The sequence below is a fragment of the Nonomuraea antimicrobica genome (genome assembly GCF_039536965.1).
In the GTDB taxonomy this organism is placed as follows: Bacteria; Actinomycetota; Actinomycetes; order Streptosporangiales; family Streptosporangiaceae; genus Nonomuraea; species Nonomuraea antimicrobica.
Window position 1 is genome coordinate 79,669 of sequence record NZ_BAAAZP010000238.1, and the last position, 25,688, is coordinate 105,356.

21 protein-coding genes are annotated in these 25,688 nt (G+C 72.5%); 7 read left to right on the forward strand and 14 right to left on the reverse strand.

Translation table 11 applies throughout. The features are described 5' to 3' along the window. The first annotated feature begins 30 nt into the window (after positions 1–30). A complete protein-coding gene (locus ABD844_RS50370; protein WP_344896461.1) occupies positions 31–1,239 on the forward strand; it encodes a PLP-dependent cysteine synthase family protein in 1,209 nt (402 codons plus the stop codon). A gap of 353 nt (positions 1,240–1,592) precedes the next feature. Here ABD844_RS50370 and ABD844_RS50375 read toward each other — a convergent pair whose 3' ends face one another. Beyond that, positions 1,593–2,336, reverse strand: coding sequence for an N-acetyltransferase (locus tag ABD844_RS50375; RefSeq protein ID WP_344896464.1), 744 nt, complete (start codon positions 2,334–2,336; stop codon positions 1,593–1,595). An 87-nt stretch (positions 2,337–2,423) separates the two neighbouring features. Here ABD844_RS50375 and ABD844_RS50380 point away from each other — a divergent pair, with 87 nt between their 5' ends. After that, on the forward strand, positions 2,424–3,917 hold the full coding sequence (locus ABD844_RS50380) for a DUF885 family protein (RefSeq protein ID WP_344896467.1): 1,494 nt from the start codon (positions 2,424–2,426) through the stop codon (positions 3,915–3,917). Between the two features lie 63 nt (positions 3,918–3,980). Then, positions 3,981–4,847 carry an SDR family NAD(P)-dependent oxidoreductase gene (locus ABD844_RS50385; protein WP_344896470.1) on the forward strand — a complete coding sequence of 289 codons (867 nt, stop codon included), beginning with the start codon at positions 3,981–3,983 and terminating at the stop codon, positions 4,845–4,847. Positions 4,848–4,853: 6 nt separating this feature from the next. On the opposite strand, the gene ABD844_RS50390 is transcribed toward ABD844_RS50385, so the two are convergent. Continuing rightward, the gene (locus ABD844_RS50390; RefSeq protein ID WP_344896473.1) at positions 4,854–5,783 is read right to left on the reverse strand and encodes a DUF2207 domain-containing protein; all 930 of its coding nucleotides are present in this window, start codon (positions 5,781–5,783) and stop codon (positions 4,854–4,856) included. 97 nt (positions 5,784–5,880) lie between these two features. On the opposite strand from ABD844_RS50390, the gene guaA reads away from it, so the two are divergent. Next, a complete protein-coding gene (gene guaA, locus ABD844_RS50395) occupies positions 5,881–7,428 on the forward strand; it encodes a glutamine-hydrolyzing GMP synthase (protein WP_344896476.1) in 1,548 nt (515 codons plus the stop codon). A 337-nt stretch (positions 7,429–7,765) separates the two neighbouring features. Here guaA and ABD844_RS50400 read toward each other — a convergent pair whose 3' ends face one another. The 10 genes from ABD844_RS50400 to ABD844_RS50445 form a co-directional block, all read right to left on the reverse strand. Then, a complete protein-coding gene (locus ABD844_RS50400) occupies positions 7,766–9,190 on the reverse strand; it encodes a hypothetical protein (RefSeq protein WP_344896479.1) in 1,425 nt (474 codons plus the stop codon). A 27-nt stretch (positions 9,191–9,217) separates the two neighbouring features. Beyond that, positions 9,218–9,886, reverse strand: a complete 669-nt coding sequence (locus tag ABD844_RS50405) for a polysaccharide deacetylase family protein (RefSeq protein WP_344896482.1) — start codon at positions 9,884–9,886, stop codon at positions 9,218–9,220. A 92-nt stretch (positions 9,887–9,978) separates the two neighbouring features. Then, a complete protein-coding gene (locus ABD844_RS50410; protein ID WP_344896486.1) occupies positions 9,979–10,704 on the reverse strand; it encodes a class I SAM-dependent methyltransferase in 726 nt (241 codons plus the stop codon). A gap of 3 nt (positions 10,705–10,707) precedes the next feature. After that, positions 10,708–12,018 carry a glycosyltransferase gene (locus tag ABD844_RS50415; protein ID WP_344896489.1) on the reverse strand — a complete coding sequence of 437 codons (1,311 nt, stop codon included), beginning with the start codon at positions 12,016–12,018 and terminating at the stop codon, positions 10,708–10,710. 128 nt (positions 12,019–12,146) lie between these two features. Beyond that, on the reverse strand, positions 12,147–14,312 hold the full coding sequence (locus ABD844_RS50420; RefSeq protein WP_344896492.1) for a hypothetical protein: 2,166 nt from the start codon (positions 14,310–14,312) through the stop codon (positions 12,147–12,149). Then, positions 14,309–15,550 (reverse strand): acyl-CoA reductase, encoded by a 1,242-nt coding sequence (locus tag ABD844_RS50425; RefSeq protein ID WP_344896495.1) that lies wholly within the window; start codon positions 15,548–15,550, stop codon positions 14,309–14,311. Before ABD844_RS50425 ends, ABD844_RS50420 begins: the two co-directional genes overlap by 4 nt. After that, on the reverse strand, positions 15,550–16,605 hold the full coding sequence (locus tag ABD844_RS50430) for a LuxE/PaaK family acyltransferase (RefSeq protein WP_344896498.1): 1,056 nt from the start codon (positions 16,603–16,605) through the stop codon (positions 15,550–15,552). Before ABD844_RS50430 ends, ABD844_RS50425 begins: the two co-directional genes overlap by 1 nt. Continuing rightward, positions 16,602–17,909, reverse strand: a complete 1,308-nt coding sequence (locus tag ABD844_RS50435) for an AMP-binding protein (protein ID WP_344896501.1) — start codon at positions 17,907–17,909, stop codon at positions 16,602–16,604. Before ABD844_RS50435 ends, ABD844_RS50430 begins: the two co-directional genes overlap by 4 nt. Further along, positions 17,909–18,754: an SDR family NAD(P)-dependent oxidoreductase gene (locus tag ABD844_RS50440; protein ID WP_344896504.1), complete on the reverse strand. Its 846-nt coding sequence runs from the start codon at positions 18,752–18,754 to the stop codon at positions 17,909–17,911. The genes ABD844_RS50435 and ABD844_RS50440 overlap by 1 nt, the downstream gene beginning before the upstream one ends. After that, complete coding sequence (locus ABD844_RS50445) at positions 18,729–18,977, reverse strand: acyl carrier protein (RefSeq protein WP_344896507.1); 249 nt, start codon at positions 18,975–18,977, stop codon at positions 18,729–18,731. Before ABD844_RS50445 ends, ABD844_RS50440 begins: the two co-directional genes overlap by 26 nt. Before the next feature lie 133 nt (positions 18,978–19,110). Between ABD844_RS50445 and ABD844_RS50450 the strand changes: the two genes are divergently transcribed. Genes ABD844_RS50450 through ABD844_RS50460 form a run of 3 tightly spaced genes read left to right on the forward strand, consistent with a single transcriptional unit; the run spans position 19,111 to position 23,503 of the window. After that, positions 19,111–19,974 carry a hypothetical protein gene (locus tag ABD844_RS50450; protein WP_344896510.1) on the forward strand — a complete coding sequence of 288 codons (864 nt, stop codon included), beginning with the start codon at positions 19,111–19,113 and terminating at the stop codon, positions 19,972–19,974. Beyond that, positions 19,971–21,596: a hypothetical protein gene (locus ABD844_RS50455; protein ID WP_344896513.1), complete on the forward strand. Its 1,626-nt coding sequence runs from the start codon at positions 19,971–19,973 to the stop codon at positions 21,594–21,596. Before ABD844_RS50450 ends, ABD844_RS50455 begins: the two co-directional genes overlap by 4 nt. Positions 21,597–21,616: 20 nt before the next feature. Continuing rightward, on the forward strand, positions 21,617–23,503 hold the full coding sequence (locus ABD844_RS50460) for a glycosyltransferase family 2 protein (protein ID WP_344896516.1): 1,887 nt from the start codon (positions 21,617–21,619) through the stop codon (positions 23,501–23,503). Between the two features lie 22 nt (positions 23,504–23,525). On the opposite strand, the gene ABD844_RS50465 is transcribed toward ABD844_RS50460, so the two are convergent. Together ABD844_RS50465 and pseB are read right to left on the reverse strand one after the other, a co-directional pair. Next, complete coding sequence (locus ABD844_RS50465) at positions 23,526–24,650, reverse strand: DegT/DnrJ/EryC1/StrS family aminotransferase (RefSeq protein ID WP_344896519.1); 1,125 nt, start codon at positions 24,648–24,650, stop codon at positions 23,526–23,528. Then, complete coding sequence (pseB, locus tag ABD844_RS50470) at positions 24,650–25,627, reverse strand: UDP-N-acetylglucosamine 4,6-dehydratase (inverting) (protein ID WP_344896522.1); 978 nt, start codon at positions 25,625–25,627, stop codon at positions 24,650–24,652. Before pseB ends, ABD844_RS50465 begins: the two co-directional genes overlap by 1 nt. Positions 25,628–25,688 lie beyond the last annotated feature (61 nt).

Below are 25,688 nucleotides of genomic sequence, written 5' to 3' on the forward strand. Positions count from 1 at the left end.
TGTCGGCGGTTGGCCTGGCAAGGTGGGGGCGTGAGCTGGACTGCGCGAGCCCTCGACGTGCTGGCGGCGGGGGAGCCTACCCCGCTGATCGACTTCCCGCTGCCTGTGCCGGGCATCAGGTTGCTGCTGAAAGACGAGTCCAGGCAGCCGACCGGCAGCCTGCGACACCGGCATGCCAGGGCGCTGTTCCGGCGGGCGATCCTCGACGGGCTGGTCACCGAGGGCACGACCGTGGTCGAGGCGACGGGCGGGAACGCGGCCGTGGCCCAGGCGTGGTTCGCGCGGCGGCTGGGGTTGCCGTACATCGTGGTCATGCCGGGCAAGCACAGCCCGGCACGCGCCCGGCCGGTGGAGGAGTTGGGCGGGGAGTGCCGGTTCGTGACGCCGCCGCTGGCCATCTACGACGCGGCTCGGCAGGTTGAGGGGCACTTCCTCGATCAGTTCGGGCGGGCGGCTGAGCACGACCTGGCTGAGGAGCTGTTCGGGCAGGTCCGGCCCGACTGGGTGGTGGTGGGCGCGGGCACGGGGGCGACGTCGGCCACGCTCGGGCGCTGGGTACGGGCTCATGGTGGCGACTCCGACGAGCGTTCAGTCCGAGCGCATCCCGGTGACTCCCCTGAGCGTTCGGTTCGAGCGCAGCCTGGTGACTCCCCTGAGCGTTCGGTTCGGGCGCAGCCTGGTGACTCTCCCGAGGCGCAGCGGGGTGACTTCGACGAGCGTTGGGTTCGGGCGCCTGGCGGTGGCTCTGATGACTTCACCACGCGCGAAGACGCCCCCGGTGGCGGGGGATGGCGGTGTCGGGTCGCGGTGGCGGATCCCGAGAATTCGGCATATTTCCCGGGTTGGACGCTCGACGTGCCCGACTACGCCACGGGCATGCCGTCGCGGATCGAGGGCATCGGGCGACCGCGTGTCGAGCCCGGGTTCCGGCCCGAGCTGGTCGACATGGTCGTCCCGGTCCCCGACGCGGCGGGGGTGGCGGCGGCCCGGCACCTCCGGGAAGTCACCGGCCTGCCGGTGGGCGCCTCGTCGGGCACGGCGCTCTGGGCGGCGCTGGAGCTGGTCGAGCGCATGCGAGCCAGGGGAGAGTCCGGCACCGTGGTGTCGTTGATCGGCGACGCGGCGGAACGGCACCTGGCGACCTGCCACGACGACACGTGGGCGGCGGAGCGAGGGCTGGACGTCGCACGACACGAGCAGAAGCTGCGGCGGCTGGTCAGCTCGGCGGGCGGCGGCTGACACCGGGGAGTGCGCGTGTCAGTCCAATGACGGTTGACACCGGGGAGTGCGTGCGTCAGCCAAGTGGCGGCTGCTACCGGGCACGCGTCAGCCCAGCGACGGCTGACGCGGATGGTGGCGGGGGCTGAAGGTGGTGGCGGTGGCATGTTGTGGGTGGTTTCTCGGGACAGGCAGTGGTTGGGGTGGGTGGGTTGCGCCTCGGCTGGTTGGTGGCCCGCGTGCTGTGGGAAGAGGCTCTGGCCAGGTAGTGGGCGGCATGGGGCGGGAGCGGTTCAGGTCAGGGTGCGGTGGGTTGAGGCGCGAGCGGTTCAGGTTGGGGTGTGGGCGGCATGGGGGTGGGGGGTGGGGGTGGGTCAGGTTAAGGGGTGGGTGACCCAGACGTTGGGTTCGATGTAGACGGCGTGGTCGTGGGTCGTGTCGCAGTGCACCGGCGTGAGTGCCCCCGGCACCTCGACCGCCCCCGTACGGTCGAACGGCAGCCCCGTCCAACCTCGCCACTCCGCCAGCGTGCCCGGCACCACCATCGAGCGCGGCGCCACCTTGACGATCTTCCCGCCCGCGCGCACGTGCACCCGGAGCCAGTCGTCGAACGGCAGCCCGTCCGCGCGGGTCCTGAAGGCGTACTCGGTCATCGGGGTGTGGGGTTCGAGGTGTTTGCGGTTGGGGCGTACGGGGGCGACCAGCTCGCGGTGGCCGAGACGGGCGGCGTGGTCGCGCATCGCCGCCACCATCGCCGCCGACAGGCCCTTGCCCTGAAGGTCGCGCCGGACGGTGATCTCCAGGGCGGAGATCGCGTCCGGTTGGCGGCCCCGCTCGCGGGCGAGCCGGCCGGAGCGGATGACGCCGTCCCAGCCGTCGTCGGGCAGCGGGTCCCCGTCCGACACGTACGGGATCATGCACCCCCGGGCCGCCAGCCGCCCCGGCTCGGCGGAGTCGTCGGCCACGAGCACGTAGTCGGGATACACAGTTGTGGCGACCGCGTAGTACAGGTCCGCGATGGGATCGTTCAGTACGAACTCGTGCCAGGTGTGGTCCATCTCCCACAACGTCGAGGCGAATTCCGGGCGTTCGGCGAGGGTGGTGACGCGGAGGGGCATGAAGGTCATCCTGCCCTCTCGGACGATCGGTGCGCTTCGCGATTTTTCCTCTTAAGGCCAGGAAGGGCGTGCGCTAGCGTCGGCGGCATGACAGAACTTGACGCCAGGCTGCGCGCCATCACCGACCTGATCGTGGCCGAGGCGCGCGAGGGCGGCGGCAGGCACGAGTACGACGGCCAGATCCAGGACCTGTCGCCCGACGGCGTACGGACCGGGCTGGCCCGGCTCGGCCAGGGAGCCGCGCCCGCGGACGCGCACGACGCCAGGCACCTACAGGTGTTCGAGGAGAGTCTGCGTACCCAGTTCGGCGAGCTGGAGCTGCACCGCAAGAACCCGCTGATCCACCTGTCCAACCTCGACCTGGCCTGCTACGACCGCGACTACGGCCCCGAGGAGGAGCGCGCCGCGGCCAAGGCGGCCCACCTGGCGCTCTGGCCAGAGGCCGTGGACCACGCGCTCGCCTCGCTCGACCAGGTCCCGGCACCCGTGGCGAAGTCCCTGATCGGAGCGGTCAAGGGCCTGTCGGCGGGCGTCACGGACGAGGCCGCGCTCGCGGCGCACGGCAGGCTCGTCGCGCACGTCGAACGGGCGGCTGACGAGGGCGACCCCGACGCGGCGCTCGGCGGCGAGGCGCTGGCCAGGCTGATGGGCACGGCCGAAGGGCTGCCCGTCGACCTCGGCAGGCTGGCCGAGCGGGCCGACGCCGAGCGCGACCGGCTGATGGCGCTGCTCGCCGAGTCGTGCGCGAAGCTGGGGGAGCAGGGCAGGGCGCCGCTCGACGTCGTACGCGAGCTGGTCAAGGACCACCCCGACGCCGACGGCGTGATCGAGGCCGCGCGGATCGGCACCGAGAAGGCCATCGCCTTCACCCGCGAGAAGGACCTCGTGCCCTACCACGACGGCGAGTGCCTGGTCGGGCTGGCGCCCGAGTCGCGCCGCTGGGCCATGGCCATGATGGCGTGGAACTCGCCGGGCGAGCCCGAGGGCCCGTCCTGGTACTACATCACGCCGCCCGACGCCTCCTGGCCCGAGCAGGACCAGGAGGAGTGGCTGGAGGTCTTCAGCCGTACGACGCTGCCGGCCATCAACGTGCACGAGGTCGCTCCTGGGCACTTCTCGCACGCCAGGGCGCTGCGGCGGGCGCCGTCGGAGGTGCGCAGGCTGCTGCAGTCGATGGCGTTCATCGAAGGCTGGGCGCACTACGCGGAGGAGCTGTGCGTCGAGGAGGGCTTCGAGCCCGGCGACCCGCGCTTCGAGATCGGCGTGTGGGTGGAGTCGCTCCTGCGGGTCACCCGGCTGGCCTGTGCGATCGGCGTGCACACCGGGCAGATGACGGTCGAGGACGGCGCCCGGCGCTTCGCGTCCGACACGCACCTGGCCGGCCCGGCGGCGCTGTCGGAGGCGCGGCGGGCCACGTTCGACCCGACGTACGGGCGTTACACGTGGGGCAAGCTGCTCATCCTCGATCTGCGCGAGCGAGCCCGCAAGGAATGGGGCGCCGGGTTCACCCTGCAGCGCTTCCACAAGGCGCTGCTCGACCTCGGCTCGCCGCCCTTGGGGCTGATCGAGGCCATCCTGTAGCGTCTCTCGGACTGATCCTGAAAACGTCCTGGCGTCTGCGAGATCGCTAGGGAGGTCTGTTCCGTGCGCGAGCTCTCCGGCAAGGTCGCGGTGGTGACGGGTGCGGCCAGTGGCATCGGGCGGGCGCTGGCCCTCCGGTTCGCGGCCGAGGGGATGACCTTGATGCTCGCCGACGTGGAACACGGCGGGCTCGCCCGGACGGCCGCGCTGGCCGGGGACGCCAAGGTGCTCACGCAGATCACCGACGTGTCCGACGCGTCGTCCGTACGGCACCTGGCCAACCGGTGTTTCGGGGAGCTGGGTGCCGTACACGTGTTGTGCAACAACGCCGGGGTCTTCCAGGGCGGCCACCTGTGGACGCGCGACGAGGAGGACCTCACCTGGCTGCTCGGCGTGAACCTGTGGGGCGTGCTGCACGGCATCCGCGAGTTCGTGCCGCGCATGATCGAGCAGGACACCGAGGGGCACATCGTCAACACCGTCTCCGTGGCGGGGCTGTTCGCGGCGTCGGGGTCGGGCGGTTACTCGGTGACGAAGTACGCCGCGCTGGCCGCGTCCCAGGCGCTCGCCCAGGATCTGGCGGCCACGGGGTCCAAGCTGCGGGTGAGCGCGCTGTGCCCCGGCGCGGTCAGGACGGGCATCGGCGACTCCGACCGCGTCCGGCCGCCCGGCCTGGTCTCCACCCCCACGCAGGACGAGGTGGACGCGCACGAGAGGGTCAGCAGGGCGGCTGAGCACGGCATCGAGCCGTCGGAGGTGGCCGACCTGGTCGTCACGGCCATCAGGGAGGAACGGTTCCTGCTGCTGACCGACCCCAAGTACGCCGCCCGCCTGCGCCTGCAGACCGAGACCCTGCTGACCGGCAACCTGCCAGGCAACCTGCCCGGCCGTCCGCCCGAGGACCCGCCGCACAGTGAGGGTCATGAGTGAGCGCCGCTACCAGTGGCGGTCGTGGGCCAGCACCCGCGCCACCGTGCCGCTGCGCGGCCTGACCAGGAGCCGTACGGAGTCGCCCGGCAGCACGTCGTGGTAGAGACCCGACTCGACCTGGAAGGACGTGGCCTTCGGCGAACTCCCGTCGTGCAGGGCGATGTAGCAGCGCTCGTCGTCCGTCCACCGCTTGACGACGTGCCCGGTGACCTCCTGGCGGCCCGAGCCGCGCGGTGGCGTCTCGGCGGGCTCGATCTGGCCGCCCTGCCATCCGCTGCCGGTGAAGATCCACTCTTCCCGTGGGCCGATGGGGGCGGACTCGGCGAGTTCCCGGCCGGCCGGCGTGAGCACGAAGCCCCGGCCGCCCATGAGCAGCCCGATCCCCGCCACCAGTGACGCCGTGGTCGCGATCAGTCCGGGCCACGACAGCCCGGCCGCCGCGATCGTGGCGTACCAGGGCAGGACGAGCCCGGCCGCCAGCAGCACCGGTACGATCACGCTCGGCCAGCGCCGCCGCGCCAGCCCCAGATCGATGGCGCACTGGCGGACGAGCGGGACGAAGCCGCCGTCGAGGTCGGAGCCGGAGGGCATGAGGGCGGTCACCGGGGCCTCGGGGGCGCCCGCCAGGCGGGCGCGCACCCGTCGCAGCACCCAGCGCTCGTAGGGGCTGGGCGGCTCGCCAGGGGGCGGGCCGTCCGACAGCCGGTCGCCCTCGATCGTCACCCAGCCGCGCCGGGCGAGGTCGAACAGCGCCGAGTGGAACACCTCCTGAGCCCGCATACCGCGTAAAAGCTCGGCCACGGGGCCGGGCGGTCCTCCGGGCGGCTGTTCCCCGGGCGCCCGGCGCCGATTCTTGTCCCGGCCGCACACTTTGACGGCCGCGGCCAGCGTGGCGATCCACAGGGCCCACACGGTCGCGGGCCAGACAAGATCCATTCTTCTGTGTTAGCACGTCATCCGGAGCCAGGCCAGGTGTAAGAGCCAAGGCAGATAGACTGGGGTCACCGCATATCGCCTTTGGGGGGTTCTCACGGTGTCTGAATTCGACACAGTGCTGGTGGTCGACTTCGGCGCACAATACGCGCAGCTCATCGCGAGGCGGGTGCGCGAGTGCCACGTCTACTCCGAGATCGTGCCATCGACCATGCCGGTCGAGGAGATGATGGCGAAGAAGCCGAAGGCGATCATCCTGTCCGGCGGTCCCTCCTCGGTCTACGCCGAGGGTGCCCCTCCGGTGCCGCCTGGGCTGTTCGCCACGGGCGTGCCCACGTTCGGCATCTGCTACGGCTTCCAGGCCATGGCCCAGGCGCTGGGCGGCGAGGTGGCCCGCACGGGCGTCGCCGAATACGGCGGCACCGCGCTCCAGGTGCTCCACGAGGGCGTCATCTTCGCGGGGCTGCCCGCCGGCCAGACCGTCTGGATGTCCCACGGTGACAGCGTGGCCGCGGCCCCCGAGGGCTTCGCGGTGACCGCCTCGACCAGTGAGACGCCGGTCGCCGCGTTCGAGCACGTCGAGCGGGGCCTCTACGGTGTGCAGTTCCACCCGGAGGTGCTGCACTCCGAGCACGGGCAGGCGGTGCTCAGGCACTTCCTGGAGGCGGCGGGCTGCCGTCCCTCGTGGACGATGCTCAACATCGTCGAAGACTCCGTCCAGGCCGTACGCCGCCAGGTCGGCGACGGCCGGGCGATCTGCGCGCTGTCGGGCGGGGTCGACTCCGCGGTGGCCGCCGCGCTCGTGCAGCGGGCCATCGGCGACCGGCTGACCTGTGTCTTCGTCGACCACGGCCTGCTGCGCAAGGGCGAGGCCGAGCAGGTCGAGCGCGACTTCGTGGCCGTCACGGGCGTCAAGTTGCGCGTGGTCGACGCCTCAGAGCGGTTCCTGAAGGCCCTGGAGGGCGTCACGGACCCGGAGGAGAAGCGCAAGATCATCGGTCGCGAGTTCATCCGCGTCTTCGAGGACGAGCAGCGCGCCATCATGGCCGACGGCCCTGTCGACTTCCTGGTGCAGGGCACGCTCTACCCCGACGTGGTCGAGTCGGGCGGCGGCACCGGCACCGCCAACATCAAGTCCCACCACAATGTCGGCGGCCTGCCGGAGGACCTGCAGTTCAAGCTGGTCGAGCCGCTGCGGGCGCTGTTCAAGGACGAGGTGCGCCGGGCGGGCGAAGAGCTGGGCCTGCCGGCCGCCATGGTCTGGCGTCAGCCCTTCCCCGGCCCCGGCCTCGCCATCCGCATCGTCGGCGAGGTCACCCGCGACCGCCTGGCCATCCTGCGCGAGGCCGACGCGATCGCCCGCGAAGAGCTGTCCCGCGCCGGGCTCGACCGGCAGATCTGGCAGTGCCCGGTGGTGCTGCTGGCCGACGTCCGGTCGGTGGGCGTGCAGGGTGACGGGCGCACCTACGGTCACCCGGTGGTGCTGCGGCCGGTGACCTCCGAAGACGCGATGACGGCCGACTGGGCGCGGGTGCCGTACGACGTGCTGTCGCGCATCTCCACCCGCATCACCAACGAGGTGCCTGAGGTCAACCGGGTGGTGCTCGACGTGACCAGCAAGCCTCCGGGCACCATCGAGTGGGAGTGACCACCCGGGGCGTCCACACCGCCCTCCCGTGGGCTCGATGAGCGCGACGACCCCGGCCGCCGCCGACGCGGCCCCGGGGTCGCGCCGCTACAGGCAGGCCCGCACGAAGTACGCGTTGCCGTTGCGCCCGTAGAGCAGGATCACCCTGGCGGCGGCGGCACCGAGCGCGACCAGCCCGATCAGCGCGTACGGCCACAGCACGCCCCGGAAGGCGGCGTGCTCGTCCTCGCCGCTTCCTCGTCCCGGCCGCGCCGGGATCGGCAGCCGCGCGGGCGGGGATGTCGCAGGGGGTTCATGGGGTGTGAGCTTGGAGTGACCGGTCCGGGACCCGTCCCGCTCACTCGCCCGCGACGCGACCGGCCCTCCGCGTACGGACGAGTCGTCCCACGCTCCCCAGCAGCAGCGGCACCAGCAGCGCCCCCACGAGGATGGGCGTGGCCAGGTACCTGAAGTCCTGGGCGGAGATGTTGGCCAGGACAGTGAGCTGCTGCCCGGCCACCACCGCCGCCACCCCCAGCACGTACCGGTTCCGCAGCGCCCACGCCGCCAGCCCCACGGCCAGGTACGACACGTACGCCCACGTCGCCCCCCGCCACAGCACCCAGTCGTACGCGGGCGCCAGCGCCCCGGTCAGCCACGGTCCGGCCACCTGGTTCAGCTCCGTGGACAGCGGGCGCAGCGAGAACACCGCCCGCCCGGGGAAGTCCGCCACCTTGTCCGGCCCCACGTAGGTGTCGGCGTTCGGCCGCAGCGAGAACCGGTACGTCATCCCCCCGGTCACCGTCTCGTCCTGCACCGGCCGCCAGGCGATCGCCCCCCGGCACAGCCGGGTCTCCACGACCGTCCCCGGCTGGGTGACGAGCAGCCGTCGCCACAGCTCCAGCAGTCCGGTCGCGTGCGCGTCGGCCTGCGTCCAGTCGAAGCCCCGCCGCCAGATCAGCGGGTTGACCGTGGCGCAGGTGCCCCCCTCCCACCAGCGCTTCAGCGGCGCCACCGAGGTCATGAGGCCGATGTCCTGGGGCGTGAACAGCTCGGGACGCTGGCGGTAGGCGACCGCGATGTCGCCGAAGGCCGTGTGGTACATGTACGTCTTCGACGGGGCCGCGATGCCGAACCACGGGTAGACCAGGTTCGTCAGCAGGAGGGGCAGGGCGACGGCGGCGGCGCCGGCCGGCAGCAGCCGTACGCGCCTGGCCCTGACGACGACCGCCAGCGCGAGCACGGTCACGCCCACGACGAGGAAGCCGTTCGCGCGGAAGAGCCCGAGCGCCGCGAACGACACCCCCAGCCCGGCCAGCGCGGGCGCGGTGACGGCCCGCCGGGCGGCGATCCGCGCGCAGACGCCCGCGATCGCCACGGCGCAGATCGTGAACGGCACGTCCTTCCACAACGACACCGTGAACGCGCCCACCGGCGGCGCCAGCGGCATCAGCATGGCGATCGCCGTGGTCGGCACGCGCGGCGCGCCCAGCTCCTTGAGCCCCTGCGCCAGGTAGGTCAGCGCCCCGGCCATGGCGGTGGTCTGCGCGAACGTGACCGCGCCCAGGTCACCGGTCCCGGTGAAGCTCAGCCACAACAGCCCGTCGTAGACCACCGAGTGGTCGCTCACCCACGGTCCGGCCAGGGTGTGGCTGAGGTAGAGGACCGAGTCGCGGCTGAACAGGCCCGGGTGGAACGCCGCCCACCAGCATCCGAGCACGACCTGAGCGACCAGGAAGGTCGCGAGCGTGACCCACGGCCTGGGCCTGGTGGTACTGCCCATCGATTCCCGTCTCGTACTGCGGGAGCGCTAGAAGTAGCTCTTCCCGGCCGTCGGGCCCTTGCCACGCAGCAGCGTGGGGACCGTGACGAGGTGGTAACCGCGCTTCTTGAGCTCCTTGAGTATGCCCGGCATGGCCGTCACGGTCTGCGGGACCACGTCGTGCATGAGGATCACGCCGTCGCGCTTGGCCAGCTTGAGCACGGTCGCCTTGATCTTCTTGGTGTCGCGGAGCTGCCAGTCGAGCGTGGTGCCCGTCCAGAGGATCTCCGCCAGCTCGGTCTGTGCCGCCAGGCCGAGCACGCGCTCGTCGGTCTGCCCGTACGGAGGCCGGAACATGGTCGGCCGCCGCCCCGTGGCCTCCTCGATCACTTCCTGGGTGACCTTGAGCTCGTCGAGGATGTCGTTGTCGGAGTGGGCGGGCAGCGCGGCGTGCGAGTAGGTGTGGTTGCCGATCGCGTGGCCCTTGGCGACGATCTGCCTGGCCACCTCGGGCCGCTCTTCCACCCGCTTGCCGACCAGGAAGAACGTGGCCTTCGCGCCTGCCTTCGAGAGCGCCTTGAGCAGCGCGGAGGTCTGGGCGCCCGGCCCGTCGTCGAAGGTCAGCGCCAGGCACTTGACCCGGGCGCAGTTGACGGTGGCGGTCTGGGCGGGAACGGAGGAGAAAGCCAGAGAGGCCGCGACTAAGGCATGAATCACCACAAGCCATAGCCTAAAGGCAATGCGGGACGATCACGCGACGATGACGTCTTCGATGACGTCTTGTTTTCCTGAAGATCGTATTCCGAGGGTCAAGCCCTGCTGAGAGGTACGGACGCGGTCAGGCGGGCCCTCATGAACAGCGTGACGCCCTTGAACGACCTGACCGGGAGATAGCGCTCGGCCCGGACGACGGCCGACAGGCCCGCGTTCACCAGGAACGGCGTCCTGCGCAGGTCGCTGCCCGTGCCCGTGGAGCGGCGGCGGTGCCGGGCCACCAGGGGGCGCAGGAGGACGTTCCAGCTCCAGACCCGGTCGACGGTCAGCCCGGCCTGCTCGACCACGTGGGTCAGCGACTCGCGGGCGTAGCGGCGTACGTGGCCGACGGCGTCGTCGTGGGGCGACCACAGTGACATGTCGCACGGCACCGCGATCAGCGCGTACCCGCCGGGCGCCAGCACGCGGGCGATCTCCGCGGCGACCACGTCGTCCTCGGGAATGTGCTCCAGCACGTCGAAGGCGGTCACCAGGTCCACGCTCCCCGGCTCGAACGGCAGCGACCGCGCGTCCGCCAGCACCGCCTTGAGCCCGCGCCGCCGGGCGGTCTCCACCGCCTCCGGGCAGTGGTCGGCGGCGGTCGCGTCCCATCCGGCCTCGGCCAGCACCCTGGTGTTCCCGCCGCCCGCGGCGCCGACGTCCAGCGCCCGGCCGGGACGGCCCAGCCCGCGCAGCTCCCTGCGCAGGATGGCCCGGCGCTCGCGGTACCACCAGTGGGTGCTCTCCAGGGCGATCAGGCGGGCGATCTCAGAGCTTTCCATCCGTCACTTCCTTGTCCGCGCTTGCGCCCGTGCCTCTGTACGGGCCTCTGTACGGGCCTCGAGCCGCCGGTCCAGGGCGGTGACGCGCAGCAGCACCAGCAGGCCGTACGCGGCCGCGACCGCCCCCATCTCCGCGAGCCGCCCAGACCCGGCGGGCACGGAGAGCGCCGCCATCGTGGTGAGGGCGTAGGCGACCATCACGAGCAGCGCCGCGCGGAACCGCGCCGCGATCCGCCACCCCGACCCCCACCGCGCGGCCCATCGTGCGGCCGTCCATCGCGCGGCCGTCCACCGCCGGTTGGCCGCGGTGGCGAAGATCCCGGCCAGGGCGAGCGCGGCGACATTCGTCATCGCCGGGGACCAGAACTCGCGCAGAGGCAGATAGGCCAGCGCATAAATCACCCCAGAAGCCACCCCGATGGCGAACGACGTGAACTTCGCCACCGTCACCGCTCGCGGCCTGGCGAGCACGGCGTCCGGATGAGCGGGCGCGGGCTCGGGCCTGGCCACCTCGACCGTGGCCCGTCCCCGCGACATCGACCAGGCGACCCGGGCCAACCCCTTGAGGTCGTCGACGGCCGTCCTGACCAGCTGCACGCGGGAGTCGGCGTCCTCGATCCAGTCCACCGGCACCTCGTGCACCCGCAGCCCGTTGTGCTCGGCCAGCAGCAGCAACTCGGTGTCGAAGAACCAGGAGTCGTCCTCGACCTTGCGCATCAGCGGCCTGACCACGTCGGTCCTGGCGGCCTTGAAACCGCACTGGGCGTCGCTGAAGCGGGCCCCGAAGCCGTACTTGAGCAGGGCGTTGTAGCCGCGGGAGACCACTTCGCGGCGCAGCGAGCGACGCGTACGGGCCCCGTGCGCGAGCCGGGTGCCGATGGCGAGTTCGGAGTGGCCGCCGGCCACCGAGGCGACCAGCGGGAACAGGGCGTCGAGGCCGGTGGACAGGTCGACGTCCATGTACGCCACGACGTCGGCAGGGCTGTCGCGCCAGGCCGCGCGCAGGGCCGCGCCCCGGCCCCTGATGTCCAGCCGCAGGGCGTGCACCTTCTCGTACTCCCTGGCCAGCCCGGTGGCGACCGGCCAGGTGGCGTCGGTGCTGCCGTTGTCCACGATCGTGATGCGCCACGGCAGCGGGAAGCGGGCGTCGAGGTGGCGGGTCAGCGTGCGTACGCAGCCGGGCAGGGCGCGTTCCTCGTTCAGCACGGGGATGACGATGTCGACGTACGCGAGCCGTGGCGCCGGCCGTGGCGCGGGCCGGGCCACCGGGTCGAGGACGCGCGGTCTCGGCTCCATGACGGCACGCGTGTCCATAGACTCCCCTGATCTCGCTCGCGGGCGTGGGTCCACGGACATGTTGCTGGGCACGTTCGGTGCGGCGCGGGTGGTTTCACCCGGCCATTCCGGCAGCCGGAGATTCCTTTACCCGCAGCCGAGTTCGGTCAGCCGAGCTGGTAGACGGAGGAGGTCGCGTTCCTGAAGCGCAAGCGCGCGTATTTCCCCAGCTCCGGATTTATCCCGGTGAAGAGCCATTTGACGCCGTATTTCTGGGCCAGCCGTCGGACGTTCTTCGCCGTCGGCGTACGGAACACCGCGTCGTTCTCCCTCAGCCGCCGCTGGTCGGCGAACGGCACCTCCAGGTACGGCCGGACGAACGGCTCGGCCCGCGACAGCGTGCTCTCGGCGTACGCCCACCCCTCGACCAGCACCCGCCGCTCGCTGAACCCCGACACCCAGAAGTGCCTGCTGTCGCACAACCGCCACCACGGATACCGGCAGTGCAGGTCGGTGGCCACCACGTCGCCGGGCGCGGAGTGCTCGCGCAGCCACCGCCCGGCCTCCAACGCGCCCTTGGGGATCAGCTCGTCGCGATCCTCCTCCCCGGGCATGACGTGCCCGGCCACCTCGCGTACGGAGCCGGGCACCGCGTACCCCGCGACCAGCGCGACCACCGCCAGCACGAACCCGCGCCGCCACACCAGCAGCGCCCCGGCCCCCAGCACCAGGTACGGCAGCACGACCCGCGCCAGCGGCGCCCCGGACAGCTCCGGCGCCGCGGCCACCAGCGCGCCCCCCGCCCCGAGCCCGGCCAGGACCGCGGCCGACGTCCAGGGGATGCGCGGCGCCGCCAGCACCCCGCACACGGCGGCGATCGACAGGTAGGGCCGGGCCGCTTCGAGGAAGTAGAGCTGCGACTGCGACGGATGCCCGAGCAGCACCGCCGCGCCGATCCCCGCCGCCCCGACCCCGAGCAACAGCAGCACCGGCGGCTCCAGCGCCCGCCGCCCCAGCCCCGCCACCCCGCCCCACACGCAGGCCAGGCAGAACAGGTGCACTCCGGTCAGCAGCACCAGCGGCAGGAGCGGGGCGGAGGCCAGCTCCGGCGGCCCGATCCCCGCCACCTGCCCCCACAGCTCCCGCATGGCCGCGAACGGCGACAGCGCCGTGCCCTGTCCCCCCTGCCTGAACACCACGAACTGGGCGAACAGCAGGCAGACCAGCGTGAGCGCCGCCACTCCCGCCCACGCCCGTGGCACCCGCCGCTCCACCACCGCCCGCACGGCCACGACCAGCAGCGACCCCGCCAGCAGCAGCGGCAGATAGGTGGCCTTGGCCCCGGTCAGCACCGCCAGCAGCAACCCGAGCGCCGCCCACTGCGCCGCCCACTGGGGCCGGGGAAAGGGCTGGGGCCGGGCGAGCAACACCACCACGGCCGCGAACAACAGCGCCCCGAACGTCTGCGTCGGGCTGGCCCAGGTGGTGAACATCGAACGCGAGGTGAACACCACGTCCTCGACCAGCTCGGGGCTGAACAGGAAGTACGTCACCCCGGCCGCCGCCGCCCCGGCCCCCCAGCTCCCGCCCAGCCGCCGCCCCGCCACCACGACCAGCACCGCCGTCGCCGCCGCCATCGGCAGCGTGGCCAGCCGGTAGACCAGCGTGACCGGCTCGATGCCGGTGACCCAGCTCGTGGCGGCCAGGTCGGCGTAGACGAACCAGTGGTAGCTGAGCCGCTCGCCCAGCACCGACGGCAACGTGGGCGGGACGTGGTGCCTGACCTCGCCGACCAGGGCCAGGTGGTACGGCATGTCCACGTACGCCGCCGCCATCGGCACCCGGAACAGGAACATCGTGCTCCACGCCAGCAGGAAGGCGACGATCCCGGCGAGCAGCCACGCGCACCACACCGGCATGCGCTCGCGCAGCTCCGGCCCTCGCCAGTGGCGCCGCAACCGGGGCACGCACACGAACGCGCCCACGACGGCGACGGGCGGCACCAGCACGAGCAGCGGCAGCCCGGCCGCCCGCGCGGGGAGGTAGGCCAGCACCTCCACCGCGTAACCGAGCGCCAGCCCCGCCGCCAGATCCTCGGGCAGGGACCGCCCGCCCCCGGTCAGCCCGCGCCACAACAACGTCCCGGGGAGTGCCACGCCCGCCCCGAGGTAGGCGGCGAACAGGCCCAGGTCACGTGCGGAGACCCCGCACCACAGGAAGACCGCTGCCGCCCCGGCGCACACGAGGGCCGCCGGTGCCCACCGCGAGCCGAGCCTGCGCCCCGGAGACTTCGACAGGCGGACGAGCGTGCTCTCGGGCGGCGCCAGCGTCATCTGATCACGGTCACCAGTCGCGTGAACTCGGCCGGCAGGTCGACGCCGTCCCACACCCGGTGGAAGCTCAGCGCGCTGCCCACCGGCACCATCCGGTCGACCCCGCGCCCGGCCAGCCCTCTGGCCAGCTCTTCCAGCTCGGCCTGGCCGAACCCGAAGTGGGTCATCGTCTGGTCGCGCCGCTCGACCAGCCCGGCCAGCTCGGGCAGGGACTCCAGCCTGGCGTGCGCGAACGTCCCCGCGCCCAGCCACCGCCGGGGCGCCACCGCGGCCGACAGGCGCACGCAGGCCAGCGCGTTGCCGCGGAACTCCACGCTCTCCGCCAGCCCGTCGGCGGCCAGGCCGTAGGTGGAGACCCGCTTCTCCACGGCCATCGCCGCGTCGACCCCCAGCCCGCGCGCGGTCACCACCCGCTCGACGTGGTCGGTGAAGTCGTCGCGGGCCGCGTCGCAGTCGCCCTCGGCCCCCACCCAGTAGACGGTGCCGGGGGAGGAGCAGGCGGCCTGGTCGAACCAGTAGGTGTCGTTGACGAACCCCTCGGCGAGCGTGACCCGGGCCGCCCGCGGCGCGCACAACCACGCCGCCGCCCGCAGCACCGCGAACGATGAACGGTCGGGGAAGGTGAGGTCGCGGGCGTGCGGGGCCAGCGGGTGCCGCCGGATCGCGCGCACCGTGCCGTCGCCGCCCCACACCACCCGCAGGTCGCAGGCGGCCGACAGCGCGGCGGTCACGGCCTCGGAGCGGTCGTAGGAGACGATGCGCTGGGTGGCGGCGACGGTGGTGGCGACGGCCGGATCGGCGTCGGCCAGCGCCTCGCGCAGCGTCTCCAGGATGGCCTCGGCCACCGGGCCGGAGCGGGGCGACAGGCGTACGACGTTGCGGTTGCCCGTCAGGGCCGACAGTGCCCAGGAGTAGACGAAGACGGTGTCGACGTTCGCGGGCGGGATGTGGAAGATCAGGCCGCGCGGGACGCGTACGTGCTCGCGCCCGAGCCCCTCGACCGTACGGGCCAGCTCGCTGGGCCGCAGGAAGAAGCCGAGCGAGCCCAGCTCGGGATGGCGCCGCGCCAGCGCGGGCCGCAGCAGCCGGCGGCCGAAGCCCGCCAGGAACTCCCTGATCCGCTCGTCGCCCACCCGGAGCCCGTCGCCGAGCCCCTGCAGCAGCTCCTCGACCGTCGTCGGCTCACTGGCCGGGAACCTGACCCGCACGGCGGCGTCGGGAGCGCGGTCGCCCGGCATCAGCTCTGCCCAACGGTGTCGCTGCAGCCTCGGGCCTCGGCCCGGGGCAGCCTGCCCAGGATCTCGAACCGCTTGCCCGGCCACGCGCCGTCGTCGACGCCGCGCACCACGCCCAGGTCTTCCGTCAGCAGCACGTGCCCCGGGTAGGACGTGGGCAACGTGCTGACCACCTCGACCACCCCCGGCACGCCCGTCGGCGTCTCCCGCCAGGTCTCCGGGTCGCGGATCACGACGTCGGCGAAGTCGGGGCAGTAGAGGCCGTCGCCGTCGGGACCCTCCAGGTAGACGGTGCCGATCTGCTCGACCATCCCGTAGAAGTTGTGCACTCTGCTCAGCCCGCACTCGTCGGCCAGCCGCCGCCGGAACTCGGCGTTGTCGACCGCCTGCTCGGCCAGCCGCTTCCAGCCGCCGGAGTGGATCAGCGTCGCCTGCGACAGGTCGGCGCCCAGCCCGCGCAGGTGCAGCCAGACCATGAACGTGAACCCGAAGACCAGGAACGGCCGCCGCCCGTGCCGCGCCAGGAACGCCTTGACCGCCTCGACGTCGGCCACTCCCCGCTCGTCGAGGACGAAGGTGTGGTCGCGGCCGAAGTTCATCATGCCCAGCACCCCGGCGCCGCGGGCGCTCAGCGACGGGTCGCGAACGACGGCGGGCGTGTCGACGATCAGCATCGGCAGCCGCCGCTCGCCCAGGAGCGTACGGAACGTGTCGGCCAGCCTGCGGGTCTGCGCGGCCGCGGCCGCCCGGTCGAGGTGGACCCGGCTCGGCTCCTGCCCGGTCGTGCCGCTGGAGGTCAGGACCCGGAACACCTGCTCGCGCGGCACACTGCGCAGCTCGTGCGTCTTGAACAGCCGCACCGGCAGCCACGGCAGGTCGGCCACCCGCTCGTAGGGCGGCGCAGAGCCGATGGCCCGCAGGATCCGGCCGTAGGGCGCGCACGCCTCGCGGTGCCGCTCGGTCAGCGCGGCCAACTCGGGCAGCAGCGCGGCCTCCCGCTCGGGGCCGGTCAGCGTGAAGACGCTCGCCGGTGGCGGGGACGGCGCGGGGCCGGTCATCCGAGGGACTCCAGCGCCCGGTAGTCGACCTTGCCCGTCGCCAGCAGCGGCAGGTGCTCGATGTGCCGCACATCGAACCCGCTCCAGTGCAGTCGCAGCTCGCCCGCCAGCCGCCGGGCCAGGCGCACGCGGGCGGCGGCGTCGAGCGTCTCGGTCCAGATCGTCACCCGGTCGTCGCCGCTGGTGGCCGCCGCCGGCCCCGAGCCGCGCAGCAGGCGCTCGACGTCGTCGAGGTTGACCCGGGTGCCGAAGACCTTCGCGATGCGCTTGAGCCGCCCGGTGACGTGCAGGAACCCCTCGTGGTCGAGGCGGCCCAGGTCGCCCGTGCGCAGCACCCCGCCCAGGTCGTCGCCCCTGGCCAGGTCGTCGGCGGTCTCCGCGTAGCCCATCATGACGTTGGGGCCGTGGTAGACGACCTCGCCGTCGTCGATCTCCAGCCGCCCGCCGGGCACCGCGACCCCGACGGAGCCGGGCTTGTCGGCGAGCCGGCCGGGGGGCAGGACGGTCATGCGGGCCGTGGCCTCGGTCTGGCCGTACATCACGTAGAGGCGGTCGACCTGCGTGGCGAACTCCCTGACCAGCTCGGGCGCGAGCCGCCCGCCGGCCTGCGTGAGCGTGGTGAGCGCGGGGAACTTCGAGCGGTCGAAGCGCATGCGGCGCAGCATCGTGTACTGGTAGGGGACCGCGGCCAGCGACGTGCACGCGTATGAGGCCAGGTCGGCCCAGAACGAGCGCTCCAGCAGCCCCGCCTCGGTCAGCACCACGGTGGCGCCCGCGACCAGGTGGCTGTTGAGCACCGACAGGCCGTAGCTGTAGTGCAGCGGCAGGCTCGTGGGCGCGATGTCGCCTGGCCCGATGGACAGCGCGGCGGCGATGGCGCCGGCGTTGGCCAGGACCGCCCGGCGCGAGAGGCGGACGAGCTTCGGGTTGCCCGTCGAGCCCGAGGTGGCCAGGAGCACGCCCAGGTCGGGATGGGGATCGGGCACGGCGCGGCGGCGCGGCGGCGGGTCGTCGAGCGGGTGGGTGAACCCGATCAGCGCGCCCGGCCTGAACCGCTCGGCCAGCTCGGCCAGGGTGCCGGCCGGCAGGTCGGGGTCGAGCAGCGCGATCGGCCGGCCGGCGTGCCAGGCGCCGAGGTAGCAGAAGACGGAGGCGAGGTTGTTGCGCATGCCGCAGAACAGCGGCCCCGGCGGCAGCGCGTCGAGGTTTTCCGCCGTGCGCTTGACGTAGCCTGCCAGGTCGTCGCCGCCGAGCCCTTCCTTGTCTCCCGCGGCGATCAGCCTGGCCTCGGGGTGCGGGAACATCACGGCACCAGCCCGCCGTCGACGCCGAGCACCTGGCCGGTGATGAAGCCCGCCTCAGGCGAGACCAGGAACGCCACGGCCCGCGCGACGTCGGACGGCTCGCCGAGGCGGCCGAGCGGGGTGGCCGCGACCGTGGCGGTGCGGGCCTCGTTGTCAAGCGTGGCGAGCATGCCGGTCTGGATGTAGCCGGGGGCCACGGAGTTGACCCGGATGCCCGCGGGGCCGAGCTCTTTGGCCGCGGCCAGGGTGAGGCCGATGACCGCGGCCTTGGTGGCGGAGTAGACCGCCTGGCCGGGACCGCCCGCGCGGCCCATGACCGAGGAGACCAGCACCACGGCCGGGCACGTGCCGCGGCGCAGCAGCCGGAGCGCGGCCTGCAGGGTGTGGGTGGCGCCGAGGGCGTTGACCCGGAAGAGCTGCTCGATCGTGTCGCGGCCGGTCATGCCGAGCAGGCCGGCGGCGTGGGCGCCGGCGTTGACCACGAGGGCGTCGAGCCGGCCGTGGCGCTGGTAGATCTGCCGCATCATGGCCGCGACCTGGCCGGCGTCGGCCACGTCGCCGTGGACGGAGTCGGCCGGGCCGCCGGTCTCCGCGCCCAGCGTGGCGGCGGTCTTGGCGGCCCGCTCCTCGTCGCGGCCGTGCAGCACGACGGTGTGCCCGGTCGTGAGGAGGGCGGCGGCCACGGCCCGGCCGATGCCCGCCGTCGAGCCCGTGACCAGCGCGACCCTGGTTTCCTCTGCCTCCGGCTCTGGCGCGGGGGCCCCGAACGGGGCCGCGAGGGCCTCGCGGGCGCCACGCGGCGCAGGGGCGGCGGCGGGCTCAGACTGCGGCGGCGCCGATGCCATGCTTCTCCAGCAGCTCGACCGCCTTGGCGAACGAACTCATGTCGATCATCTCGTCGGTGTCGATCATGATGGAGAACTCGTCCTCCATCGCCGCGATGAGCGCCATGTGGGCCAGGGAGTCCCACTGTGGGATGGACCGGTATTGGAGGCCGTCGACGGGCCGGTCGGGCGGAAGGTTGAGCGTCATGCGGAACACGGCCCGCAGACGGTCGAGATGACTCATGATCACTCACTCTCTGTGCTCAAGCCACGTCGAAGTGTAGCGGTAATCGTGTGGCATGAGAAACCAAGGCCCCGTCCTCAGTAATGGAACCGTATAACGAGGCGTGACCCGGGATGGGGGCTGGGAATGTCGGATGGGACACGGCAACCGTACGGGGGGAATGATGGACGAATCCAATCACTGGTACGGGCACTCCCGCATACTCGGCAGATACTGCGGCCTCCAGGACGAGGCGCCAAAACGTATTCAAGGTTTCCTCCAGCACGGATGGAACTATCTGCATGGATTTCCCCCGAACGACCACTGGTGCAGCCCGGGGTATCCCCGTTTCGTCTGGTCGGACGTGCTGCGCCGCAGGGGATGGTCGATGGGGCGCAGGGGCCACTATCTGATCGGGGCCCCGTGGATCTACCTTCTTTACCTAGAGCCCGACCTCGGCGTCAGGCCTGATCGCGAGGGTACGATCTGGTATCCCTTTCATGGCTGGGAAAAGTATTCCGTCAGCGGTGACCACGCCCGGCTCGCCGACGAAATCCGAAATGTCGAGACTGGTCCGGTCACGATCTGCCTTTATTGGCTGGAATTCGCAAATCCGGACATTCGGCAAGCGTACGAATCGAGGGGATTCCGGGTTATCAGTCATGGCGAGCGCGGATCCCGCTGGGAGGGAAAGGGCCGCGACTTCCTGCGCAAGCAGTTGGTCGAGTTGCGGCGCCACCGCAGGGTGGCCTCCAACAGGCTCGGCAGCGCGCTGTTCTACGGAGCCTCGGTGGGATGCGAGGTGGCCGTGTACGGAGACCCGATGCAGTACGAGGACGAACGCCCCGAGTACGGCGGCACGGCCCGCCGCCTGCGGCTCTGGCCCGACCTGCACGGCACGCACGTCGACCCCGAACTCGCCGCCGAGACGGCGCGGCTGGAGCTGGGATTCGAGTATCAGGCGACACCGGAGGAACTACGGCGAATGTTCGGCTGGAAGCGGATGCGATGCGCATGAACGAGGCACCCGACAACGTCCGGTTGATCGGCGGGGAGATGTTGTTGTGGTCCGACCTGTCCAGCGTGGGCGGTGTCACGGACTGGCGGGGCGCGGCGCTGGAGCTGCTCAGGCGGCTGCTCCCGGAGGGCGGCAGGGTGCTGCTGGTCGGGCCGCATGCGCAGGGGTTGGTCGACGAGGTGGTCGCGCGGGCGGGCACGGTGGCCGTGCTGCTGCGCTCCTACCCTGACGCCTGCGCGCTGGGCGAGCGGCATCCGGGGCTGGAGGTGTTCTGCGGGCGGCTGGAGGTGCTCGACGCCGACGAGCCGTACGATCTGGTGCTGGCCCTCGACGGGCTGCTGCGTACGCACTCGGCCGAGGCGCCCGCCGCCGCCTGGAACGAGTCGCTGGAGGCGCTGGCCGACCTCGTCGCGCCCGGCGGGCGGATGGTCCTCGGCGTGCACAACGACCTGGGCGTCGACCGCTTCATCGAGGCCCGCCCGGCCGGCCGCGAGTGCGCTGACGACCAGTGGGCGCCGCACGGCTTCGACCCCGGCTACCCGGGCGGCCCTGCCGCGCTCGACCTCGGGCTGGAGTCGGCGGGGCTGAGCGTGCAGCGCTGCTACTCCGCCTACCCCGACCGGCAGTCGCCGCGCTCGCTGCTGTCCAGGGAGGCGCTGGGGTTCGAGCTGCCCGAGGCGCTGACGTTCGCGCTGAGCGCCGGAGAGGGCGACCGGATGCTGGTGGCCGATCCGCTGCGGCTGAGCCGGCAGGTGTTCCGGCACGGGCTGGGGGAGGCGCTGGCCCCGCTGTGGCTGGCCGTGGCCTCCCGGCCCCCGCGCGCCGCGGACACGGCCCTGGCGGTGGCGCTGCCGCTGGGCCTCATCGAGGAGGGCCAGGCCCTGTACGAGCTGACCGCCGGGGGCACCAGACGCCTGCCCGGCGGCGAGGAGCGGCCGATCCCGGCCGGTCGCGTGGTCGAGGAGATCCTCGTCGAGGCGTGCGCCCGCGAGGACGTCAGGACGGTCCGAGAGCTGCTCTCCGCGCTGGCCGCCTGGCTGGAGTCCGACGGGCGGACAGACCCCGCCGCGTGGTCGGCGGCGACCGACAGCCTGGTCTACGACGGCAGGCGCTTCGCCGCCGTCAACCCGCCTGCGAGCCCGGCCACGTCGCCCGATCCGCGCGTGGCGCTGTGCCGGATCCTGTGGCGCTTCGCGGTCAGGCTGGTGGCGGCCGGCCACCACCACCCGTGGCCGTGGCCGCTGGAGGCCGACGAGCTCACGCTCACCCTGTGCGGCATGGCCGAGCGTCCGTGCGACCCAGGCGACCTCGACCGGGCCCGCAAGCTGGACGCCGAGCTGGGCCGGCCCGCCGAGGTGGCCGAGCACGCCCCGACCTACCGCGACCTGCTGGGCGCCCGCGACCGGCTGGCCGACCAGCTCACCGCGGCGCTGGCCAGGATCGCCCGCCTGGAGACCAAGCTCTCTTACCGCGAGCGCGAGCTGGTCAGGGCCAAGGCCAAGCTGCGCAGGACACAGCGCAAGGCCACGGCCTACCGCAGAACACTCGGATACCGCCTCTCCCGCCGCCTGGCCCGTCCCCGCAGGGTCGCCCGCCGCGTCATACGCCTGCTGTCCGGCTGACGAAACGATGAGGAGTGCTCGTGCCGGTTCTTTCGGTGATCGTCCCGTTCCACAACGTCGAGAAGTACATCGGACCCTGCCTTGACTCCGTCTGCGCCCAGACGCTGGACGACCTGGAGGTGATCTGCGTGGACGACGGCAGCGGCGACGAGGGGGCCGCCGTGGTGGAGTCCATGCAGGCCGACGACCCGCGGATCACCCTCGTCAGGCAGGACAACCACGGGGTGGGACACGCCCGCAACGTCGGAGTGCGCCGCGCCGGCGGCGAGTACCTGGCCTTCGTGGACGGCGACGACACCGTGCCGCGCGACGCGTTCAAGCGCCTGGTGTCCTCGCTGGAGACCACCGGCTCCGACCTGGCCTGCGGAAACGTCATGCGCCTGCACCGCAACCTGCTCATCCCGTCGTGGGCGCACCGGGAGGCGTTCGCCAAGCCCGCCCAGCGCACCCACATCACCCGCCGCCCGCTGCTGATCCGCGACCGCATGTTGTGGAACAAGGTCTACCGCCGCTCCTTCTGGGACCGCCTGGGCCTGAGCTTCCCCGAGCGCATGTACGAGGACCAGCCCGTCGCCATCGCCGCCCACGTCGGAGCCCGTTCGGTGGACGTGCTGGCCAGGGTCGTCTACCACTGGCGGCAGCGCGACGAGCCCGGCTCCTCGATCACGCAGCGCTGCCTGGAGCCGGGCAACCTGCGCGACCGGCTGCTGTCGGTGTCGCAGACCGCCGCCCTGCTGGCCGGTGACGCGCCGCAGCTCAAGCCCGACTTCGACCGCGACACGCTCGACATCGACATGAGCGTCGCGGTGGAGGCCCTGGCCGGCATGGGCGTCTCGGCCGAGCCCGACCTGGTGGACCTGGCCGTCCGCTACCTCGACGGCGTGTCGCGCGAGGCGTGGCAGAGCCTCCCGTACGAGCAGCGCCTGCTGGTCCACCTGCTGCACCGGCGCCGCCTCGACGAGCTGGCCGGGTTCTTCGCCCAAGTGCGGGACGGCCGCCTGCAACCCAGGGTCGGCTCGGCCGGGTGGCTGCGCAAACGCTGGTACGGGCGACATCCGGCGCTGCCCGGTCACCTGTCGGAGGTCTCCGGCGAGCTGAGCCTCCAGCCCAGGCTGGTGAGCCTCGACTGGCGCGACGGCGTGCTGCACGGCTCGGGGCGGGTGGCGCTCGGCAGGTTCGACGTGGGCGAGCTGAGCCGGGTGCGCGTGCGGAGCTGGCTGCAGGAGCGCGGCACCGGCGAGATCGTGCAGCTCTCCGACGAGGAGAGCGTCCCGACGTGGGAGGACGTCGAGCTGGAGGGCGGCGACCGGGTGCCGGAGCACGGCTTCCCGTTCAGGTTCGCCTTCGACCCGGACGTGTTGTCGCGGGCGCGGCTGGCCAGGCACGGCCACTGGGACCTGTACGTCCGCGTCAGGGGGCACGGGCTGCGGCTGGAGGGCAGGGTGGCGGGGCCGCGCTGGCTGCCGCCGCTGACCCCGGCGCCGCGCCGCAGGTCGGGAGTGTGGCTGGTGCCGGGCCGCAACGCGAAGGGCGCCTGGGGCGTACGCCTGCGCACGGCCCAGGCGCTCATCGGCGAGTGCCGGGTGGACGGCGGAGACCTGGTGTTCTCCGGTGAGATGTCCGACGTCGGCGACGGCGAGCCGGTGGTCAGGCTGCAGCGCAGGAGCGATGGGGAGGAGATGTACTTCCCGGTGGCGCTGACCGGCCAGGACTTCCTGGCGCGGGTGCCGCTGGCCGACATCGACGAGAGCATCGGCCACGAGTCGTGGTGGGACGTGGTCATCGACCAGGGCAGGCCCATCAGGCCGCTGGTGCGTACGCGGCAGCGGACGGTCGCGACCGTCGACGAGCGGCGCTTCCTCATCGACCGCGCCGAGGACGGCTGCCTGCTCCTGGCCGAACGCTGACCGGCGGGGGCGCGGGCGCGGCTCAGGCCAGGATGCCGGTCAGCGTCTCGACGACCCGGTCGTGCTCGGCGTCGGACAGGTCGGGGTAGAGCGGCAGCGACAGCTCCTCGGCGTAGTACGCCTCGGCCAGGGGGCACAGGCCCCGCCGGTAGCCGAGGTCCTCGAACACCGGGTGCCAGTACGCGGGCAGGTAGTTGACCTGTACGCCGATCCCGGCGGCCCGCATGCGTTCGTAGACCTCGCGCCGGCGCCCGTCGCGGACCCGGACGGGATAGAGGTGCCAGCTCGGCCGTACGTAGGCGCGCTGGGCAGGCAGCTCCAGCCCCGGCACGTCGCACAGCAGCGCGTTGTAACGGGCGACCAGCTCGGCGCGGCGCTCGCGGAAGCGTTCGAGCCTGCGCAACTGGCTGATCCCGAGCGCGCACAGCACGTCGGGCAGCCGGTAGTTGAGCCCGAACTCGTGCACCTCCTGGTGCCAGTTGCCCTCGCCGGGGGCGCGTTGCTCGGCTGGGTCTCTGACCAGGCCGTGGTTCCTGAAGCGGGTGGCGCGCAGGAGCCGCTGGGGGTCGGCCGCCGCGACGGCCCCGCCCTCGGCCGTCGTCACGGTCTTGGTGGGGAAGAAGGAGAACGCGGTCAGGTCGGCCAGCGCCCCCACCGGCCGGTCCTTGTACGCCGACCCGATGGAGTGCGCCGAGTCGCCCACCAGCACCGCCCCGGCCCGGTCGGTGACCTGCCGCAGCTCGTCGTAGTCGGCGGGGTGACCGGCGTAGTCGACCGCCGTGACCGCCCGCGTGCGGCCGGTGACCAGCGCGGCGGCGGCGTCGGGGTCGAGGTTGCCGGTGTCGGGCTGCACGTCGGCGAAGACCACCCGCGCGCCCAGCAGCGCGGCCGTGGCGGCCGTGGCCACGAACGTCAGCGGCGAGGTGATCACCTCGTCGCCCGGCCCGACCTCGGCGGCCACGTAGGCGACGTGCAGCGCCGCGGTGCCGGAGGTGACCGTCACGCACGGCACGCCGCCCGTCCACCGGGCCAGCTCCGTCTCGAACATGGCGACCGCGGGCCCGGTGGTCAGCCAGTCGCCGCGCAGCACCTCGGAGACCGCCTCGATGTCGGAGTCGTTGATCGATTGGCGTCCGTAGGGCAGCATCAGCCGGTCACCATGGCGCGCAGGTCGTCGACCGACAACCACTGCTCGTTGGTGTCGGAGCGGTAGGAGAAGCCCTCGGGCAAGGACTCGCCGCCGTTCGGCGGCACGTAGCCCCAGGTCGCGATCGTGGGCTGGACCACGTAGCGGTCGGCCAGGCGCAGCGCCCTGCGGCTGTCGTCGGGGCCGATCATCTCCTCGTGCAGCTTCTCGCCGGGACGCACGCCGATCTCGTAGACGGGGCTGTGCGGGGCCAGGGCCTCGGCCAGGTCGGTGATGCGCATGCTGGGGATGCGCGGCACGTAGAGCTCGCCGCCCTGCATCAGGTCGAACGAGTCGACCACGAACCTCACCGCCTGCTCCAGCGTGATCCAGAACCTGGTCATGCGCTTGTCGGTGATGGGCACGCTGGTGCCCTGCTCGGCCAGCCGCTGGAACAGCGGGACCACCGAGCCGCGGCTGCCGACGACGTTGCCGTAGCGGACCACGGAGAAGCGGGTCTCGTGGGCGGCGGCGTAGTGGTTGGCCGAGACGAACAGCTTGTCGGCCACCAGCTTCGTGGCGCCGTAGAGGTTGATCGGGCTGGAGGCCTTGTCGGTGGAGAGGGCGACGACCTTGCGCACGCCGCAGTCGATCGCGGCCTCCACGACGTTCTGGGAGCCGGCCACGTTGGTGCGGACGTACTCGAAGGGGTTGTACTCGGCGGTGTCGACCTGCTTGAGCGCGGCGGCGTGGACGACGTGGTCGATGCCGTGCATGGCGCGGGTCAGCCGGTCGCGGTCGCGTACGTCGCCGATGAACCAGCGCAGTCGCTCGTCGTCGGCGAAGAGCTGCCGGGTCTCGTACTGCTTCAGCTCGTCGCGGGAGAAGACCACCAGGCGGCGGACTCCGAGCGAGTCGAGCGCGTAGCGGATGAACGCCTTGCCGAAGGACCCCGTGCCTCCGGTGATCAGAATCGACGATCCACTGAGTATGCTCACGTGGCCCCCTGAATCGTGCGTGCGCGCTGTAGTCGTCGTGGCAGGCGGTAGCATAGCGCGA

Bases quoted from the DNA above. Each gene is read 5' to 3' on its own strand.
- ABD844_RS50435 (WP_344896501.1), bottom strand. From the start codon at position 17,909: ATGTTCCCGCACCCCGAGGCCAGGCTGATCGCCGCGGGAGACAAGGAA.
- ABD844_RS50440 (WP_344896504.1), bottom strand. From the start codon at position 18,754: ATGGCATCGGCGCCGCCGCAGTCTGAGCCCGCCGCCGCCCCTGCGCCG.
- ABD844_RS50410 (WP_344896486.1), bottom strand. From the start codon at position 10,704: ATGGAAAGCTCTGAGATCGCCCGCCTGATCGCCCTGGAGAGCACCCAC.
- ABD844_RS50455 (WP_344896513.1), top strand. From the start codon at position 19,971: ATGAACGAGGCACCCGACAACGTCCGGTTGATCGGCGGGGAGATGTTG.
- ABD844_RS50425 (WP_344896495.1), bottom strand. From the start codon at position 15,550: ATGCCGGGCGACCGCGCTCCCGACGCCGCCGTGCGGGTCAGGTTCCCG.
- ABD844_RS50430 (WP_344896498.1), bottom strand. From the start codon at position 16,605: ATGACCGGCCCCGCGCCGTCCCCGCCACCGGCGAGCGTCTTCACGCTG.
- ABD844_RS50420 (WP_344896492.1), bottom strand. From the start codon at position 14,312: ATGACGCTGGCGCCGCCCGAGAGCACGCTCGTCCGCCTGTCGAAGTCT.
- ABD844_RS50415 (WP_344896489.1), bottom strand. From the start codon at position 12,018: ATGGACACGCGTGCCGTCATGGAGCCGAGACCGCGCGTCCTCGACCCG.
- ABD844_RS50465 (WP_344896519.1), bottom strand. From the start codon at position 24,650: ATGCTGCCCTACGGACGCCAATCGATCAACGACTCCGACATCGAGGCG.
- ABD844_RS50400 (WP_344896479.1), bottom strand. From the start codon at position 9,190: ATGGGCAGTACCACCAGGCCCAGGCCGTGGGTCACGCTCGCGACCTTC.
- ABD844_RS50445 (WP_344896507.1), bottom strand. From the start codon at position 18,977: ATGAGTCATCTCGACCGTCTGCGGGCCGTGTTCCGCATGACGCTCAAC.
- ABD844_RS50390 (WP_344896473.1), bottom strand. From the start codon at position 5,783: ATGGATCTTGTCTGGCCCGCGACCGTGTGGGCCCTGTGGATCGCCACG.
- ABD844_RS50375 (WP_344896464.1), bottom strand. From the start codon at position 2,336: ATGCCCCTCCGCGTCACCACCCTCGCCGAACGCCCGGAATTCGCCTCG.
- ABD844_RS50380 (WP_344896467.1), top strand. From the start codon at position 2,424: ATGACAGAACTTGACGCCAGGCTGCGCGCCATCACCGACCTGATCGTG.
- ABD844_RS50450 (WP_344896510.1), top strand. From the start codon at position 19,111: ATGGGACACGGCAACCGTACGGGGGGAATGATGGACGAATCCAATCAC.